The organism is Geovibrio ferrireducens (genome assembly GCF_026226615.1).
GTDB classification, from domain to species: Bacteria; Chrysiogenota; Deferribacteres; order Deferribacterales; family Geovibrionaceae; genus Geovibrio; species Geovibrio ferrireducens.
In genome coordinates, this window is the sequence record NZ_JAJAPB010000004.1 from 23,435 (window position 1) to 40,747 (window position 17,313).

The window sequence follows — 17,313 nt, forward strand, 5'->3', positions numbered from 1 at the left end:
GTTAAATACCACTAAACATTAAGGGGTTTTAAGAGGATAATTCATTGTCGAAAACCTTACAAAAGTTAACATAGGCAAAAAGAGGATTTCAGGCAAGGTTTTTGTGCGCAAAAAACTGAAAGACGAAAGAGGCAGAGCAGGAAATGCTCCGCCTGAAATATAAAAACACCAAGAATGCTAGTAAGTTAATAGACGGCTACCTTGCTGAGGCGTACAATATCCCCTTTCATTATCTCCATGCCGGAATTAATGAGATACATTGTGGAATATCTGCCGTTTACAATAATAAGCTGCCCCTCGCCCACTGGCTCGGTCTTAACCACCCCGTTCTCCTCAAGCCTGCGGAATATGCGGAATTTATCCCCTTCCTTAACAGGCTGGGGATGACCGATATTCACAATCACGGAGTACCCCTGAGCCGAAAATCTATGGTTTTCAGCCAGATAGACCACCTCACCGGCTATGTCTGAGTTAACGCTTCTGAAGCCCTTGGGCTTTTTCACGGAGATTTCTTCGCTTTTGGCAGCTTTGTAGCCTGCGCTTATGGAACTGAATGACTTGTATATTTCCGCTCTGGAGGTTTCATCCCCGGCTTTTACAACTCTGGCGTAGCCCACGCAGGAATATATTGCTCTGTTCTTTTCCACCCGGCTGCGCTGTTCGTAAAGAACAACCGTATCGCCTGCGGAAAGGCCTTTTGCAGTGCCCGCATCAATCGTTATGAAATCACCGGTGGAAACCATTTCCCTGTTCTGCTCGGTGGAGATTACACTGAACTCAGGCTCCTCATCCAGAGCGGAGTCAAAACCGTTGAGCTTGTCATGGCTGAAACTGTTGAAACTGTCGGCTGTTTCAATACCGGAAGCAGGATGTTTTTCCGCTGCCGCATCCCTGCCGGCTTCGATTCTGAACATGCCGCCGTTGCCCATGCGGATCGACTCTCCGCCGTCAGGCAGACCGGGAATGAAAAGCTTTTCTCTGGGGTATATCAGATCAGGGTCGTTTATAAAAACATTGCCCTTCCAGATGATGGGCCATTTCCAGTTGTCGCCGTAATACTTCTGGGAAATGTCCCAAAGGGTGTCCCCTTTTTTCACTTCATGCGTGTTTTCCGCTCCGGCCGGTAAAACCGTCAGCAGCAGAGCGGAAAGGATTATACCCCCGGTACGTTTCAAGCTATTCCCCCATAGAGGCAAGTTTCTTTTTAGCCAGATTATATGCGCGTGTGCCCGGATGCTCGTTCACTATCTTCTTTAATGTAACCACAGATTCCGCTCTTTTGCCTATGTTTCCGTAGGAGTATGCCATTTTAAGGAGACCGTCGGAAACCTTGTTTCCATCGGGATAATCCGTAACAAGCTTATGGAAAAGCTTAATCGCCCCTTCGTAGTCTTTCAGGGCATACTGTATTTCACCCAGCCAGTAAACTGCGTTGTCCGAGAGTTCATCAGCGGGATATTTCGCAAGAAACTCATTGAACTTAGCCTGACTTTCCGGATATTTGCCGTTTTTGTACAGTTCATAGGCATAGCTGTAAAGGCTGCTTTTGTCGGCAAAGGCATCTTCTATTATTATAAGATTCCCCTCTCCCTGTGCGCCCGGCTCTGAAATCTCTGTCATTCCGGCAGCGGCGGGGGCGGGTGCTTTCTGTTTATCTTTAAGGAGTGTGACCTCGCTGCCTAAAAAGCTCAGTTCAGAGCGTATTTCAGCCAGCGCGTTCGAATTGGCGTTGATGCTCCCTTTGTTGGCTTCGGTTTTACGATCCACATCCTCTATGGAAATCTTCATTTCAGCCATTTCCGACTGCATGCTGACCATTTCGTCTTTTATATTGTTTATACTCTGTTTAATAACCTGAGTTTCGTCCGAGCATGCGAATGCAAGAAAAGAGAGCGTAATTACCGCCATTGTTTTTTTCATCGTTTCAAGACTCCTTATAACACGTATTCATCAATGCTGTTTATGAGTATGTCCGTATCGGGCTTGCCCACAAACATGTTAGCTCCTATGCTGAGCACCTTCCTTTCGTTCTCCTCGCTGGCGAGTGAGGAGAAAACCAGAATGGGAAGCTTTGCCAGTTCCGGTTTGCCGCGGAGGGTGCGCACAACAAACGCTCCGTCTGCCACGGGCATTTCAAGGTCGGTTATGATTATGTCCGGCGTTTCAATGGCTGTGGCTGCCAGAAGGAGCTTGCCGTTTTCGAAAGCCTTAACCCTGTAACCTGCGTTCTCCAGGTTAATGGCAAGAAAGCGCCTGATCACAGTCGAGTCCTCGGCAAGATAAACCAGCTTCTTGCTGCGGGCTGCGCTTCTTGAATAATCTATCACCATTTCCTTGAGGGCTGTGGCGGGATTAAGTTCTGAAACAATCTTCTCAAAGTCGAGAAGCTGTATAAGGTTTCCGCCTATGTCCACAACGCCGAGAACTGTCTCCGCAAGACTGAAATCGGTTATCGCTGAATAATCTTTAATATCGGCCCAGGTAATTCTGTGGATTCTCACCACCTCATCAACCAGAAAGCCGTTGTACTGGTGGTTGAAAAAAGTGACGATAATTTTTTTCGCAGCATAATCCTGCTCAAATTTAAGATCAAGCCAGCTCCCCAGATCTATAAGGGGCACAAGTTTCTGCCTTATGTTGGCTGTTCCGATAACCGCGGGGTGAGCGTCAGGAACCTTGACAATTTCAGGAAACCTGATAACCTCCCGCACTTTGGCAACGTTAATGCCGAAATGATGCTCCTTTTCGGCGCGGACAATAAACTCGACGATTTCAAATTCGTTTGTTCCTGTCTCAAGCAGGATACCGTGATCAAGGGCCATATTTCCTCCGGTTATCTAAAAACTAACACGCTTTGCAACGCACTTCAAGAGATATTACCTTTGTTAACAGGTGTATGACCTTATAAGAAAAAATTCACAGCCCTCCGCCCCCTAAAAGACGTATAGCGTTCCAAAATCGCATTGATATTAGTTTCATGTTAGTCTAAAAGTATTGTAATGAGAAATATCGGCTTTATTGTCTTTGCCCTTTTAATTGCCTTTGCCGCGGGCGCTCAGGATATTTACCTGAAAAAGAACAGGTTTTTCACCGAACTGGTCATAGCCGGAGCAGCGGAAAACATCAAAGACGTTAAAAAAGGGGAAAGAACCATCACTCTGTCGTTCGCCAAAAATCTTTCGGCCGGTTTTTCAGGCAGGCTGGACGACCGCTTCATTTCAAAAATCACCGTAAAGGGCGAGAACCTCATACTGGATTTTGCTCCCGATACGGACTTCACATTCATGACCGAAGGTGTTGATGCCAAGGTTGTGGCCTCCCGCAAGAGAAAAGCAGATGACATCAAACTCGGCTACGGCATAGAGGATGCGATAATCAGAAAAGGGAGCGGCATAGTTGAAAATGCCGAAGCGGACAGGCAGCTGGGCATAGCTGATGAACTTGTGGCAAAAGGAGCCAACGAACAGGCCGCGGTTGTGCTCGAAGGCCTTCTTGCATCGGATATAAACGCATATTACAAACAGGAAACGCTCTTCCGCCTCGGAAACGCATACTACGGCATGGGGGGCGGCTCATACAAAAATTATATAACTGCTTCACAGATATTTGATGATTTCACAAACCTCTATCCGGATTCATACCTTTTCAGGGACGCGCTTGTCAGATCAGCGGATGCGAAGGAAAAGGCGGACATGTACTATGAGGCTATATTCGCCCACGAAAAGATAATCCGCCTTGTTCAGAATGAGAATATACAGAAAAATTCTTACAAAAAGATAGCCGATATATACCAGACCCTTGGACAAACCGACCGCGCCATTGAAGCGAGGGAGAACTACCTGAAACGCTTTAAGGACGACAGAGACCCGCAGACGGCTGTAATCGGGCAGCTGTATTACAACAAAGGGGATGTTGACACCGCATTCCGCTACTTCCAGGGGCTTACGGGCAGGAAGATAGACTACTCGAAATTCACCCCCGAATCGCTCTATGCAATGGGCGAAGTGTTTGACAGACGCGGCAGAACAGAGGAGGCACTGAACGCCTTCCGCAGAGTTTACGGCTATTACCCCTCGTATGAAAAGTCAGACATGGCAATGTACCGCTCGGCACAGATGTATGAAAAGATGGGCAACAAAAAGCAGGCGGATACACAGCTTCTTGACACCGTAAAGAAATACCCCAAGGAGCCGGGCGGGCTGCTGGCCTCCATCAGATACGCCAACTCGCACATAGGAGAGAAAAATACTCAGGAATGGGAAAAATTTCTCGCCTCTGCCCTCGCCTCGAAGGACTTCGAAATACTCGAACAGGCGGATATTGTTATCATAAAGTCGCTTTTCCATGAAAAGGCATATGATAAAACACTGGAAAGGATAGACCGCTTCGGCAGACGGAGCTACAGCTCGCCCCTGATGACGACAGCCTATGAGATAAAGCAGAGAATCCGCCTCCAGCAGGCAAAACAGGCCTATGATGAAACCAGATTTGATCAGGCTCAGGAATATGTGAATACACTGCTTAAGGAATTTCCCGATTCACCCTTCAGGCGCGAAGCGAAAACCATAGGTCAGGCTGTTTCATACGGCAGAACAGAAGCCAGATACAACAACGGTGATTTCAAGGGTGTAATAGACTTCACCGAGCAGTTTCTCACTGATGAAACAGAGGTTATTGAGCCCGCAAAATGGAACAGACTGCTTGATAACGCTTACTTCGGCATGGTGAAAAAGGATTTCGATGCGGCAAGGGTTCCACAGGCTCTGGTAAACGCCAAGCAGTATATTGCCCAGTTCGGCAGGGAAGGAGCCCACATAAAGGATATAACCGGAATGGCGGAAAGGCTCACCCTCACAATGATCCGCAGGAGATTTGAAGGGAACAGGTTCCTTGATGTTATCCAGACCTATTCGGAAAACCAGCAGATAATAGACTCATCGGCGCAGGAGCCTTTTAAGGACACCGTAAAGGCTTACGCGGCTTTCTCGCTCTATAAAATGTCCATGCCCGACAAGGCAGGGGAGCTGCTTGCCACTGTGGGCAAAACGAAAACCCCTGTTTACTGGCTCACAAGCCTTCTCCTCGGCAACGGAGAAATCAACTTTCAGGTGAACAGCATTGATCCGGAAACACTGATCTTCCTTGCGGATGAGGCGGAAAAGAAAAATACCGATACCGCAGTGAAGCTCCTTGATGAGTATTCCAGAGACCCAAAGCTTGCTGCTCAGCAGAAATTTAAAATATCAAAAAATATTTCAGATGATGCCAAAAGGGAGCAGCTTCTCGTCAGAATATATCAGGATGTAAACAGCGACCCTAAAAAGCGCTTCGCAGGTTATGAGGAAGTTTCCCTCGACATGGGAATACTTTACTACAAGAAAAACAGCTTCCGCCCCGCTGTGGACGCTCTGGGAGCCTTCCTTAAAAACTACACGCCCAGAGACGAGAAAAGAGCAGAAGGGCTCTACTACATGGGCAAATCATATATCAAACTGAAAGATAACGACAACGCGGTTAAAAACTACATGGAGCTTCTGGAAAGCGTGCCGAACTCGGTTTATGCCAGCGCGGCGCGCTCGGAACTGGAGGAGATACAGTGGCGGAAAAGTCTGACGAAATAAAGACGCAGGACAGCAGGATAGATGAACTGAAACTCCTTATGGAGTCCTTTAATCTCGCCACCACCAAGCTTGAGGACTCATACAGCGTGATTCAGGAGGAAGCCCGCAAGCTGCGCGAAGAGGTGGAGGAGAAAAACCGCCGCCTGTCAGCACTCAGCAACCTTCTGGAAGGTGTCCTGATGAACTCCGGCAGCGCCATAATAGCTGTCGGGAAGAACGGCTCCATCCTCACCCTGAACAAGGAGGCTGAAAAAATGGCCGCCTTTTTCGGGCAGGAGAAGTTCCTCTCCATGCTGGGCGGCTTTATGGAGCCGGGGCTCTATGAACATGAGCCGGAGCGCGGCATGTATCTCAAAATAAGCCTCGGCGAACTCAGCGCGGAGGGAATATCCGGCACGGTGTACGTCATAGACGATATAAGTGACCTGAAAGCCCTTGAGAAAGAGAAGCACAGGGATGAAAAACTGATGCTCATGGGGGAGATGGCGGCGAACATCGCCCATGAAATACGCAACCCGCTGGGCAGCATAGAACTTTTTGCATCGCTTCTGGGGCGGGATCTGGAGGATTCCCCCGATAAAAAGCGCCTCACTCACTCCATAATCAAAGGTGTGCGCACAATAAACGCCATCATTTCAAACATCCTCCTTTTCACCAAGGAGATACAGCTTGAAATAAAGGAACATTTCCTCTCTGACATAGTGGATGATGTCATACTCTATCTCCAGCACATAATGCGCGACAAGGAAGTCCGCTTCATCAATAATATAGGCGAAAATCAGAAGATAAAATGCGATGCGGAACTGTTTAAGCAGGTGGTGATGAACATTATTCACAACTCTGTGGATGCGGTAAAGAGCGGCGGCGAGATCCTTATTCAGGCCGGCACGGATAAAAACGAAAGCTGGTTTTCCATAACCGACAACGGCAGCGGCATCGAACCTTCCATGACAGGCAAGCTTTTCATGCCGTTTCAGACCACCAAGGCAAAGGGAACGGGACTTGGGCTCGCCATTGTCTATAAAATAGTAAAGGCGCACGGCGGCAGCATTGAGGCCGACAGTGACGGCAAAACCTACACGGCCTTCCGTGTGGCGGTTCCGGTATAGGTGTTGAATGAGCGATAAGAACGAAAGCAGAAAAGTTCTCATAGTTGATGACGATGACAACATGCGCGAGGCACTCAGGGAAACAGTCAGGCGTATGGGGCTTTCAGTGGAAACCGCAGAAAACGGGCGTGAAGGATTCGAAAAGGCCTCCTCACGCCCCTATGACCTGATCATAAGCGACATGCGTATGCCTGAGATTGACGGACTCGCCATGTTCAACATGATGCGCTCCTCCGGCATTGAAACGCCCACATGCTTCATAACCGCATTCGGAACCGTTGCAAACGCAGTGGAGGCACTCAAACTCGGTGCTTCGGACTATATTCTCAAGCCGTTCCCGCCGGAAGTTATTGAAGAGCTCATAAGACGCACATTTGAGATAGAGAGCCTCACCAAAGGGGGCAAACGTAAGAAGAACAAGGCTGTTTTCCGCAGTGCTTTCATGGCGCGTCTGTTCGCGCTGGCCAAGGATGTGGCTGACAGTGAGGCCACTGTGCTTATCACCGGTGAATCAGGCACGGGCAAAGAGGTATTAGCCCGTTATATTCACGACAACAGTTCAAGGGCCGACGGCCCCTTTGTGGCGGTGAACTGCGCCGCCATACCCGAAAACCTCATAGAAAGCGAACTCTTCGGATTTGAAAAGGGAGCCTTCACCGGGGCAATCAACCGCAAGGCTGGCAAATTTGAACTGGCTGACGGCGGAACCATCCTGCTGGATGAGATAGGCGAGGTTCCGATTCATTTACAGGCCAAACTGCTCAGGGTTTTGCAGGAGCGGGAGGTGGAACGCCTCGGCTCCGTGCGCCCGGAAAAGATAAATGTCCGCATACTGGCCACCACTAACAGAGAGCTAAAAAAAGAGGTGGCAGCGGGCAATTTCAGGGAAGACCTGTTCTACAGGCTGAACGTTATCGCAATCGAGCTTCCGCCCCTTCGTGAACGCAGGGAGGATGTGCGGGAACTGGCAGAATTCTTCATGACAAAATACGCCGAAATAAACCGAAAGGGCTCATGCTCTCTGGGTGAAAAGGCGCTTCAGGCACTCATAGATTACGAGTGGCCGGGAAATGTCCGCGAACTGGAGCACACCATTGAGCGTGCGGTTGTTCTCTGCCGTGATAAGGTGATAAGCGAGCGCGATCTCTTCCTCCACGGCATAACCATAAAGCAGTTTCTTCTGGAGAGCGATTTCCAGAAGGATGTCCCCGTTCAGCAGGCGGAAGTATGCGTTGAAAATGCCTCCGGCGCTGAGGTATGCAGACCTGCCCCGGCTGTTCCCTCTGTGGGTGTAACCATTGCAGAGATGGAGAGGGAGCTTATACTGAAAACTCTCGATGAGGTCGGCGGAAACCGCACCAAGGCGGCGGATCTTCTGGGCATAACTGTACGCACACTGCGCAACAAACTCAATGAATACAGGGATTCGGGGCATTACAGCGACTGATATAACAGGGTAAATCAGTACATCCTGTCTGATTTACCCACACGCTCGCGCCGTGACGAAGCTCACTGTCATTGCGAACTTTAGTGAAGCAATCTCTAAGTATTAACAACACCATCACACCCCCGCAAAGCGGCAAGGAGACAAACACAGCTTAAGACTGCCGCGTCGCGCTGCTCCTCGCAGTGACGCAAACTACTGCCATTGCGAACTTTAGTGAAGCAATCTCTAAGTATTAACAGCACCCTCATACCCCCGCAAAGCGGCAAGAAGACAAACACAACTTAAGACTGCCGCGTCGCGCTGCTCCTCGCAGTGACGCAAACTACTGTCATTGCGAACTTTAGTGAAGCAATCTCTGAATATTAAAGCCACATCCTCATACCCCCGCAAAGCGGAAGGCAAAGCGGCAAGGAGACAATCACAGCTTGAGACTGCCGCATCGCGCTGCTCCCCGCCGTGACGAAGCTCACTGTCATTGCGAACATCAGTGAAGCAATCTCTAAGTATTAATACCTCATCCTCATAATCTTCGCAAAGCGGCAAGGAGACAAACACAGCTTGAGACTGCCGTGTCGTGCGACTCCCCGCAGTGACGAAGCTCACTGTCATTGCGAACGTCAGTGAAGCAATCTCTAAGTATTAATACCGCACCCTCATACCCCCGCAAAGCGGAAGGCAAAACCCAGCCAAAGCGGCATGGAGATGAGCGCCGCTGCCGTGGTGAAAACTATCACAGCGGAAGTCACCCTTGATTCACCCATATAATACTTCACCACGGCGAGGTTCATCATCCCCGCAGGCATGGCGGACTGAGCTGCGAGTATAATCTTGAGCCCCCTGTCGTTCACGGCGTATTTTGCTGTAAGCAGGAACAGAAAAGCCATTCCGACCATACGCAGCAGGATGCCCGCCACGCCTATCTTCACTGTTCCGCCGAGGCTTGAGCCGCGAAGCCCCTCACCCAAAGCCAGCCCGCTTATGAACAGACCCAATGGCATAGTGAGAAATGATATGACATCAAGCGCACTCCCCGCAGCACCGCTGAACGGTTCGGGTGAGAAAACAGAATTAAACGCCACAGACAGAAACAGCGCATAGAACGGCGTACTCGCGGCAAGCCTTATAATTCCCGCTCTGTAAGAGCCGGTGAGAACGACGATCCCCGCTGTCCAGTATATGAAGTCTATGCCGAAGTTAAAAAGCAGAAGCTGCCCCGCCGCGTCCCTGCCGAACAGATGCGCAACAACAGGCAGCGTAAAAAAGCCGTAGTTGTAAACCCCTATTGTAAAAGCGAAAGCCCGTCTCTCTTTCGACTCCCTCAGCCCTATGAACGGAGCCAGAAAATATGCCGCGGCAAAGCCGGAAGCAACGGAGAGCATTCCCCACAGCGGAAGGAAGACGGAGGAGGTTATATCCCTGAGATTTTCATTGCCTGTTATGAAGTTAACCACAAGGCACGGGAAAAAGAAGTGTATGAACAGGCGGAAAAGGAATTTATCAGCCTGAGGGGGCAGAGCGAAACCGCGCTTTAATACGAACCCCCCGGCGAATACGCCGAAATACGGCATGACTGTTTTAAAAATGTCTATGTAGTTCAAACAATTACTCTTCGATATATTTCAGGAAATCTTCCAGAGTTTCCTCACTGAAAAGCTTTACTCCGTTTGCCGCAAGAAGCTCTGCCGTAACCCCTCTTCCGTTGATTTTCACCCCGCTGAATGAGCCGTCATAAATGAGGGTTGAGCCGCAGGAAGGGCTTCTGTGCTTAAGCATCGCAGCGGTACAGCCGTGTTCCAAGGCCTTTTGAAGGGTCATATGCGCGCCTTTCACAAAAGGTTCGGTGAGTTTCTGCCCGTCATCACCGTAAACTTCCCCTCTGCCTTCCAGAACAGCTTTTCCGCCGCCCTCTCCTTTAATTTCGCAGGGTCTGCGCGGTGCGGGCAGTCCGGCGTCCACCTCAGGACAGACAAAGACAGCCAGCCCCTGATCAATAAGCCCTCTGAAAGTCTCGTTCTCTATCTTATTATTCCCGCCGTCATAACGGACATTCTCGCCCGCAAGGCAGGAGCTGAGCAGAAATTTTTTCAAAGCAGTTCCTCCAGAACCTCGGCAGCGTAGCCGACAAACTCTTCACACTGTTTCAGTTTTCCGGCCTCTCTGGCTTTTGTGCGCTCAGCCGGGTCTGACATATCCACACCCACAAGCTCAGAACAGCGCAGTGAGCCGAACCTGCCCCTGAACTTCTCTTTGAATTCCGCCATGAGGGAGTAGACAAACTCTTTAGCCTCAGTGTCTTCCAGAGTGCTTCTGCCGTGTATGAGCCCTATAACCATATAAGCACCGGAGACCGCGCCGCAGGTTTCCCCGCAGCCGCCCACGCCGCCGCCGAAAGGGGTGGCAAGCATAAGGGCCGTTTTTTCATCCATACCCGCCTCAGCGGCAAAAGCGGTAAATACTCCCTGAGAACAGTTAAAGCCGCTTCTGAAAATTTCCGCGGCTGTTTCTTTTCTGCCGGACAAAGCTGTGCCTCCTTAAGGCTTTTTTTGAAAAAATTGCATTTGGTGATAAATTTTTCTATACTATGGTATTATCAAATACATTTTTTCTCAAAAGGAATATTGATTATGATGAGAATTCTTCTCGCGGAGGACAACCCCGTTAATCAGATGATTACACGGAAGATTGTTGAAAAGCTTGGAACAAAAGTCGATGTGGCAGGCAACGGACGCGAAGCTGTTGATATGGTGCAGAAGGAGAGCTACGCGCTTATCCTGATGGATGTCAACATGCCTGTGATGAACGGGGCGGACGCAGCGGCGGAAATACGCAGAATGGGCTACGGCATGCCTATTGTGGCACTCACTGCGGATTCCGAAACCATGACGGCCGAGCTTGAAAACTGCGGAATGACCGATTTCATATCGAAACCTGTGAATATTGCCAAAATTGAAGCCCTGATAAACAGCTGCAAAAAACCTGCCGAAAGCCCGGCAAGAAGTATAAGCAGCGACAGCGTGGAAGGATGCATAAACTATGTTTTCACCCAGCTTGGCCTTGAGAGGGAGATAGTTACGGAGCTTCTCGGCGAGTTTGTGGAAGATTCCAAAATCCATCTGGAATACCTGATCGATGCCGTTAGAGCCAGAGACATGGCCAGAGCCGCCTCCGAAGCGCACTACATCAAGGGCGCAGCCAGAAACATGGGGCTGAGAAACATAGCGGCTGCGGCTGAAATCATCGAGAAGAACGCCCGCTCAAACTCCTCAAACGACTATGAGCTGCTTTATAAAGACCTTAAGGAAAAACTTACTGTTTTCGCCGCGGAGTTCAGCAGGCTTTCCTGAGATTTGCTCTCAAGTTTTTTAACATTCTGCCGATAATATATTCACGGAGAAAGCTCTATGAATACTGTCGGCATAAAGAATCCTCTGGCGATAACTTATTCCCCATTTAATCCATCCGCAAGAGTCAATACTTCTGCAAAGGGATATAACAAGCTTCACAAGTCGGTCAGACTGCCGGAATGCGAAATTTCTCACTGACAGCACAGGCGGCGCGCGATATTCTGGAAGCAGCAGGGATCAGCATTTTCAAAACCGGTATAAGCGGCAGCGCAATGATGTATAACCCGCAGAACGACTACCGCAAACTTGCGGACATGGTCTACTCCCCGTATTCAGGCAGATAAACGGTAAAGCAGGCTCCCTCCCCTATGTTGCAGGCGGTTATGGTTCCGTCCATCTTCTCTTCTATGATGGTTTTGGCTGTGCTGAGGCCTATTCCCGTACCTTTGTCCCCTTTGGAGGATACGTAAGGCTTGAAGACATCCTCAAGCATATCGCCGCTGATGCCGCCGCCGTTGTCGGATACTGTGAGGGCAATTTGCTCACCGTCACGCCTTATATCAAGGCGTATTCTGCCGCTGAAAAAGATTCCGTTTTCCTCTCTGCGGTTCACCACCGCATCCCTTGAATTTGAGATGATGTTCATCACCACCTGCTTAAACTCGTTTCTGAATCCCCGCACCTCGTACTCACCGTCGCAGGTCACTTTTGCCTCAATGTCACTCTGGCGGAGCTGCGGCGTGAGCATGCTCACTATCTCCTCAACTGCCCTTCTGACTTCGAAAATCTCAGGTTCCTTCCCCGGCTTGAAGAAGCTGCGGAAATCGTTCATGGTTTCGTTCATGAATTCCACCTGCTTCATTATCCCTTCTGATATTTCAGGAAGCTCTCTGAGCTTCTCCTCCGTACCCTCTTCTTCAAGCTCGGAAATATACTGCGCAAGGATATAAACCACATTAAGCGGCTGTTTCCACTGATGTGCTATAACGCCTATCATCTCTCCCATTGCGGCCATCTTAGACTGCTGGATAAGCATCTGCTCCTGCACATCGCGGATCTCCTCAAGATGCTTTATGCTTGTTATATCCTGCACACTGCACACAAACATTGTCCTGCCGCCCAGCATAATCCGGGAAACATACACGGAAACGGTTATCTCCCTGCCGGAGGATGTCACCCCTGTGTGTTCGCTGCTGAAATGCTCCGCCTGACCGTATGCAAAATCCCTTATCTCTCCGGTTACCCTCTCACGGCACTCAGCAGCGAGAAGCATTTCATATTTAACGCCGATCAGTTCGTCCGCCCTGTATTCGTGCATACTGGCAAAGGTATCGTTCACCTTGCAGAAAATGCCGCTTTCATCGCAGAGGCATATACCTATACCCGCCGCATTGAATGTGGCCTCCGTGAGCGTGTCACTGTCCTTTTTCTCTTTTTCAAGCCTTATGAGGCTGTCTATATCCCTCATGGAGACTATGCACAGAGGTGTGCCGTTTATCTCCACAAAACAACTGCCCACCTCAACGGTTATGCTGCTTCCGGAAAAGGTTTTAAGCCTGCTTTCATATACAAAATGCTTGCCTTCCGCAACCAGTTCCGCCACATTCAGACCGTGCTTATACTCCTGAGCCTCATAAAGCTCATCAGGCCGCATGGTATGGATCTCATGGCGGGAGAAGCCTGTGAGATACAGAAGCCGGTTGTTCGCATCTATTATTCTGCCCGGCGCTCCGTTCTGAGAAACGGGGAAGATTATCATGGCATCGTTAATATTGTTGAACACACCCTTGAGCTTCATCTCGTTACCGAGCCGTACGGCAAGTTCCCGTTCCACAGACTCAGCCAGATATTCGTTTATTCGCCTGAGTTCCTTCTCAAGGTTTTTCTGGTCTGTCATATCCGTTGCTATGCATATAAGCCCGTTGTTAAGGCCGCTCGGACACTTCACACGTACTTTTGTAACACTCAGATAACACGTACGCCCGTCAGACAGACACACCTCATGCTCCTTCACGGAAAACCCCGTATTCAGGAGTGTCTCCATATCATCAGACGTGAGGGATTCAAAACCCGCGGGCATTTTCTCATAATAGCGCCTGAGACCGCAGACATCGCTTTCGCTTATTCCTGTGGCGCGGCAGAATGCATCATTGGCTATTTTCAGGCTTCCGTCATAGGAGACAAACCAAATCCACGCCGGAGCATTTTTCAGCACAGCCCGCAGAAGCTCAGTTCTCTGTTCAAGCTCACGCTCCATCGTCTTTTTATCTGAAATATCCGTAATAATCGAAAACAGGTACTGCCTGCCTTCTATCTGCACCGGGCTTGAAAAAACGCTCACATCCTTGATCTCTCCGTCAGCAAGCCTGTGGCGAAATTCAAAGGAGTTTTGTTCCCCTGAGAGAGCCTGCTGCATTCTGCAATCCGCTGATTCGTCTATATTTATATCGCATACCCTGAGGGTTTTAAGCTTTTCCAGACTATAGCCGTAAAAGTTGACCGCGGCGGAGTTGGCATCTGATAATCTTTTTGTCACAGGATCCACAAGGAGCATTACTGCACTGTGTCCGTTGAAAAGAACCCTGAACTTGCTTTCGCTCTCTTTCAGCAGAAGCCTGATCCTTTCTATCTCTGTTATATCAGTGAAAGTTATGGCCAGCGTACCTTCTGACTGGTCAAACTCGCTGTGGCTGATGAGAAGTACCCGCACCTTTCCGGTGGCAGAATCGCGCATCTTAACCTTGCTTTCCGCCCCTTCCCTGTCATTTTCCCGCACCTGTTCAAGCCAGTTGCTCCCTTCCCTGTTAAAGATGTAGCCGGGTTCCTCAATGAAAAATTCGCAGATGCATAAGTGGTATTGCAGGAAAGCCTCCACAGAGGCGTAACCCAGAAAATCCATGGTGCGCCTGTTGGCTGTGATCATCCCTTTGCCGTCGGTTACACACACCATTGTGGGCAGCATATCAAGCAGACGGTATTTGAATGTTCTTTCATTCCTCAGTTTTTCCAGAGTCTTGGCGCTGAAGGTATAAAGCCACAGGACGGATATGAAGAACAGGCTGATAAAAAACGAAAAAGCGATCATCAGCCTGTCAGCTTTTGAATGTTCTGACCTGATGTCGGTCATGTAGGAAAGAACGCCTGACCAGTCCGATATTTCCGACTGCTCAATACAGCGTGATGAATATACAGAGAAACGGTTTATTTCTGAGGCAAAATTCTGACTGAGGAGATCAGCCCCGCCGTAGAAACTGCTCAGATACCCCTCAATACCTGCCCTGACAGTGAGCATGCAGCCGTCATAGCCTTCGCCTGTGTCTTTAAGATAATACAGCGCATTGTCAAAGCTCCTCACTGCCTTATCAAGGGCAACGGGGTCTTTCTGAAAATAAGCCTTCTGATACTGGCCGCAACCTTCTGCGATGAGAACAGAAGCCCGGAGAACATTCCTGGAGCGTTCAAACTCATACATATCAGGCTCAATTTTTCTTATACGCAGATAATCCAGCATTATCAGCGTGATAACCACGACTGAAAAAGCAGACACCAGCATAAACAGTCTGTTGCCCGAAATAAAACCCATAAGCGACCCTTGAATGAAAAATTGTGTACAGTGTTTTGTCTTTATCTAGTATTGACGTTAGTCCTTCGGGTTTCAAGTTTTTTTATGCAGGTTGCAGCGTATTAAACATTTTACCGTAATCCCGCGCAGTTATTAAAGCCCACATAGCCCGCCGGAAGAATAATCTGTTAACATCAGGTAAAACATAAATAGTTCCGTGTCTTATTCCGTTGATTTTTATGAACCGCTGATTTAGTATTTACTATTCTTCAGGCAGTGATTTCCTGCACAGGCGGAGCCGTTATTTTATGAGCATAAACTTTGACAGACTTGTGGAAACAGTCCGCAAACTGAGAAGCCCCGAAGGCTGTCCGTGGGACAGGGAGCAAAACCTTTACTCCATAAAAGAGCATTTCATGGAAGAAGCCTATGAGCTGCTTGATGCACTGGATAATAAAGATACAGAAAACATCCGCGAGGAGCTTGGGGACATTATATTCCATGTGGTGTTCCACTCCGTAATGGCGGAGGATGAGGAAGAGTTCAGCCTTGATGATGTGCTGGAAGAGATAAACAGCAAGCTCATAAGACGCCATCCCCATGTCTTCGGAAACGAAACGGTCAGCGGAACGGAAGATGTCATCGTAAACTGGGACAAAATCAAGGCGGAAGAGAAAAAGAATCTCTCCCGTTCATTCTTTGACGGAATCCCCGCATCCTTTCCGTCACTGCGCAGGGCTGAAAAGCTCCAGAAAAAAGCGCGCAAAGTCGGCTTTGACTGGCCGGGACTTGAGGACTGCATGGGCAAAGTCCGCGAGGAATTCGCCGAGTTTGAAGAGGCTGTCAGCGAAGGCAGCAGAGAGCACATAGAGCATGAGCTTGGGGATGTACTGTTCGCCCTTGTGAATGTGTCCAGATTTCTGGAAACTAACCCTGACGAAGCATTAAGAAAATGCAATAAAAGATTCACAGCACGCTTTGAATACATTGGCAGAAAGCTTGCCGAAAAAGGCCTGACCTATGAGGATGCCTCTCTGGAAGAGATGGACAGACTCTGGGACGAAGCAAAAGCGGCAGAAAACAGCATCTGATTTATCCCCTTAAATTTTCGGCAGGTAGCTTAATGAACAAAGAGATCAGCACATTTCATGCAGGCAGATTCTTATTCACCAACGGCAGAACAGTAAACCCCACTCTCCTTGCAGAGGCGGAAGGCACACTTTTCCTCGCAGGAAAACTGCCTGTTTTCCCGGACACAGCCGGAGAATTATTCCTCAACCTTGAACAGCGCTCGCTTTATGCCGCGTCCGAGCTTGCGGGAAACGCCCTTAACATGTCCGAGACAATGAGTATAACCGGCGGTGATGAGTCTTTTTTCGGCGAGGATTCCCGTGCGGTGCGAATTTTTAACCTCGGAAGAGCCTACGCCGCCCTCGCAGCCCAGAAAGAGTGCGGCAGTTTCCTTATTGATGAAAAGTTTGTATCATCCCTTAATTCCGTTCTGGAAAAAAGGCTGAACACAGAACCCGCAAACTACCGCAATCACCCTGTGAGCGTTTTTGAGAAACAGTTTTCAAGGCCGTACAGTCCGCCTGAAACAAAACTTGATGTAAACCTTCTTATGAAGTCATTCTTCGAGTGGATAAATTCGCCGGAAATTGTCTCCTGCGGTGTAATCACGAGAGCATCCCTCGCTCACCTTTACCTTGTGAAAATATACCCCTTCGCCGGGTCATCCGAAACATTGGCGAGACTGACAGAGAGCTTTATATACAAAGCGGCCGGGGTGGGCTATCTGCCGCATCTGCTCTGCCTTATTTACAGGGAATCAAAAGAATACTTCCCCATACTGGAAAGATTTACAGAGTCGGGCGACCCTTCGGAATTTATCAATTTTGTCTGCGGGATAATAGGCAGCAGTCTGGGAGAAGTCCAGAAGAGAAGCCTCGAAATAATAACAGAAGAGATGTTCGACAGCTATATCCGCAGACTGCTGGCAGCAAAGGAGATAAGCGAACGTCTGGCGGGGCTTGTGGGTATCCTTAAGAAACGCGGCTCATTCCGCCAGAGCGAGCTCCAGCTCATGAAGGAGTTCACCGTGCTCTACGGAGGAGTGAGCAGAACCACTGTCCGCAGGGATATTGTAAGGCTTGCTGAACTCAGGCTGATCACAGAGACAGGGGATGAAGAGTACACCCTCAACAGGGGAATACTCTTCGGAAAATAGACT

At 49.2% G+C, this 17,313-nt stretch carries 14 protein-coding genes; 7 read left to right on the top strand and 7 right to left on the bottom strand.

Annotation, left to right across the window (positions count from 1 at the left end; all coding sequences use genetic code 11):
* Window positions 1-185: 185 nt before the first annotated feature.
* Genes OSQ85_RS05410 through OSQ85_RS05420 form a run of 3 tightly spaced genes read right to left on the bottom strand, consistent with a single transcriptional unit; the run spans window position 186 to window position 2,822 of the window.
* Window positions 186-1,175, bottom strand: coding sequence for a LysM peptidoglycan-binding domain-containing protein (locus tag OSQ85_RS05410; protein WP_265821828.1), 990 nt, complete (start codon window positions 1,173-1,175; stop codon window positions 186-188).
* Between the two features lies 1 nt (window position 1,176).
* The gene (ybgF, locus tag OSQ85_RS05415) at window positions 1,177-1,920 is read right to left on the bottom strand and encodes a tol-pal system protein YbgF (protein WP_265821829.1); all 744 of its coding nucleotides are present in this window, start codon (window positions 1,918-1,920) and stop codon (window positions 1,177-1,179) included.
* A gap of 14 nt (window positions 1,921-1,934) precedes the next feature.
* On the bottom strand, window positions 1,935-2,822 hold the full coding sequence (locus tag OSQ85_RS05420; RefSeq protein WP_265821830.1) for a chemotaxis protein CheV: 888 nt from the start codon (window positions 2,820-2,822) through the stop codon (window positions 1,935-1,937).
* A gap of 177 nt (window positions 2,823-2,999) precedes the next feature.
* Between OSQ85_RS05420 and OSQ85_RS05425 the strand changes: the two genes are divergently transcribed.
* The 3 genes from OSQ85_RS05425 to OSQ85_RS05435 are packed head-to-tail and all read left to right on the top strand — an operon-like array spanning window position 3,000 to window position 8,177.
* On the top strand, window positions 3,000-5,621 hold the full coding sequence (locus OSQ85_RS05425; RefSeq protein WP_265821831.1) for a tetratricopeptide repeat protein: 2,622 nt from the start codon (window positions 3,000-3,002) through the stop codon (window positions 5,619-5,621).
* A complete protein-coding gene (locus OSQ85_RS05430) occupies window positions 5,597-6,730 on the top strand; it encodes a sensor histidine kinase (RefSeq protein WP_265821832.1) in 1,134 nt (377 codons plus the stop codon). The genes OSQ85_RS05425 and OSQ85_RS05430 overlap by 25 nt, the downstream gene beginning before the upstream one ends.
* A 7-nt stretch (window positions 6,731-6,737) precedes the next feature.
* On the top strand, window positions 6,738-8,177 hold the full coding sequence (locus tag OSQ85_RS05435; RefSeq protein ID WP_265821833.1) for a sigma-54-dependent transcriptional regulator: 1,440 nt from the start codon (window positions 6,738-6,740) through the stop codon (window positions 8,175-8,177).
* Between the two features lie 653 nt (window positions 8,178-8,830).
* Here OSQ85_RS05435 and OSQ85_RS05440 read toward each other — a convergent pair.
* From OSQ85_RS05440 to OSQ85_RS05450, 3 genes are read right to left on the bottom strand one after another with little or no spacing between them, the layout of a single operon-like run.
* On the bottom strand, window positions 8,831-9,775 hold the full coding sequence (locus OSQ85_RS05440; protein WP_265821834.1) for an AEC family transporter: 945 nt from the start codon (window positions 9,773-9,775) through the stop codon (window positions 8,831-8,833).
* A 4-nt stretch (window positions 9,776-9,779) separates the two neighbouring features.
* On the bottom strand, window positions 9,780-10,265 hold the full coding sequence (locus OSQ85_RS05445) for a DUF523 domain-containing protein (RefSeq protein ID WP_265821835.1): 486 nt from the start codon (window positions 10,263-10,265) through the stop codon (window positions 9,780-9,782).
* Window positions 10,262-10,696: a C-GCAxxG-C-C family protein gene (locus OSQ85_RS05450; protein WP_265821836.1), complete on the bottom strand. Its 435-nt coding sequence runs from the start codon at window positions 10,694-10,696 to the stop codon at window positions 10,262-10,264. Before OSQ85_RS05450 ends, OSQ85_RS05445 begins: the two co-directional genes overlap by 4 nt.
* Before the next feature lie 105 nt (window positions 10,697-10,801).
* Here OSQ85_RS05450 and OSQ85_RS05455 point away from each other — a divergent pair, with 105 nt between their 5' ends.
* Window positions 10,802-11,521 (top strand): response regulator, encoded by a 720-nt coding sequence (locus OSQ85_RS05455; RefSeq protein WP_265821837.1) that lies wholly within the window; start codon window positions 10,802-10,804, stop codon window positions 11,519-11,521.
* A gap of 179 nt (window positions 11,522-11,700) precedes the next feature.
* The gene (locus tag OSQ85_RS05460; protein WP_265821838.1) at window positions 11,701-11,865 is read left to right on the top strand and encodes a hypothetical protein; all 165 of its coding nucleotides are present in this window, start codon (window positions 11,701-11,703) and stop codon (window positions 11,863-11,865) included.
* On the opposite strand, the gene OSQ85_RS05465 is transcribed toward OSQ85_RS05460, so the two are convergent.
* A complete protein-coding gene (locus tag OSQ85_RS05465; RefSeq protein WP_265821839.1) occupies window positions 11,841-15,104 on the bottom strand; it encodes a PAS domain-containing sensor histidine kinase in 3,264 nt (1,087 codons plus the stop codon). The genes OSQ85_RS05460 and OSQ85_RS05465 overlap by 25 nt on opposite strands.
* 287 nt (window positions 15,105-15,391) lie before the next feature.
* Between OSQ85_RS05465 and mazG the strand changes: the two genes are divergently transcribed.
* Together mazG and OSQ85_RS05475 are read left to right on the top strand one after the other, a co-directional pair.
* Window positions 15,392-16,174, top strand: coding sequence for a nucleoside triphosphate pyrophosphohydrolase (gene mazG, locus OSQ85_RS05470; RefSeq protein WP_265821840.1), 783 nt, complete (start codon window positions 15,392-15,394; stop codon window positions 16,172-16,174).
* A 32-nt stretch (window positions 16,175-16,206) separates the two neighbouring features.
* The gene (locus OSQ85_RS05475) at window positions 16,207-17,310 is read left to right on the top strand and encodes a Fic family protein (RefSeq protein WP_265821841.1); all 1,104 of its coding nucleotides are present in this window, start codon (window positions 16,207-16,209) and stop codon (window positions 17,308-17,310) included.
* Window positions 17,311-17,313 lie beyond the last annotated feature (3 nt).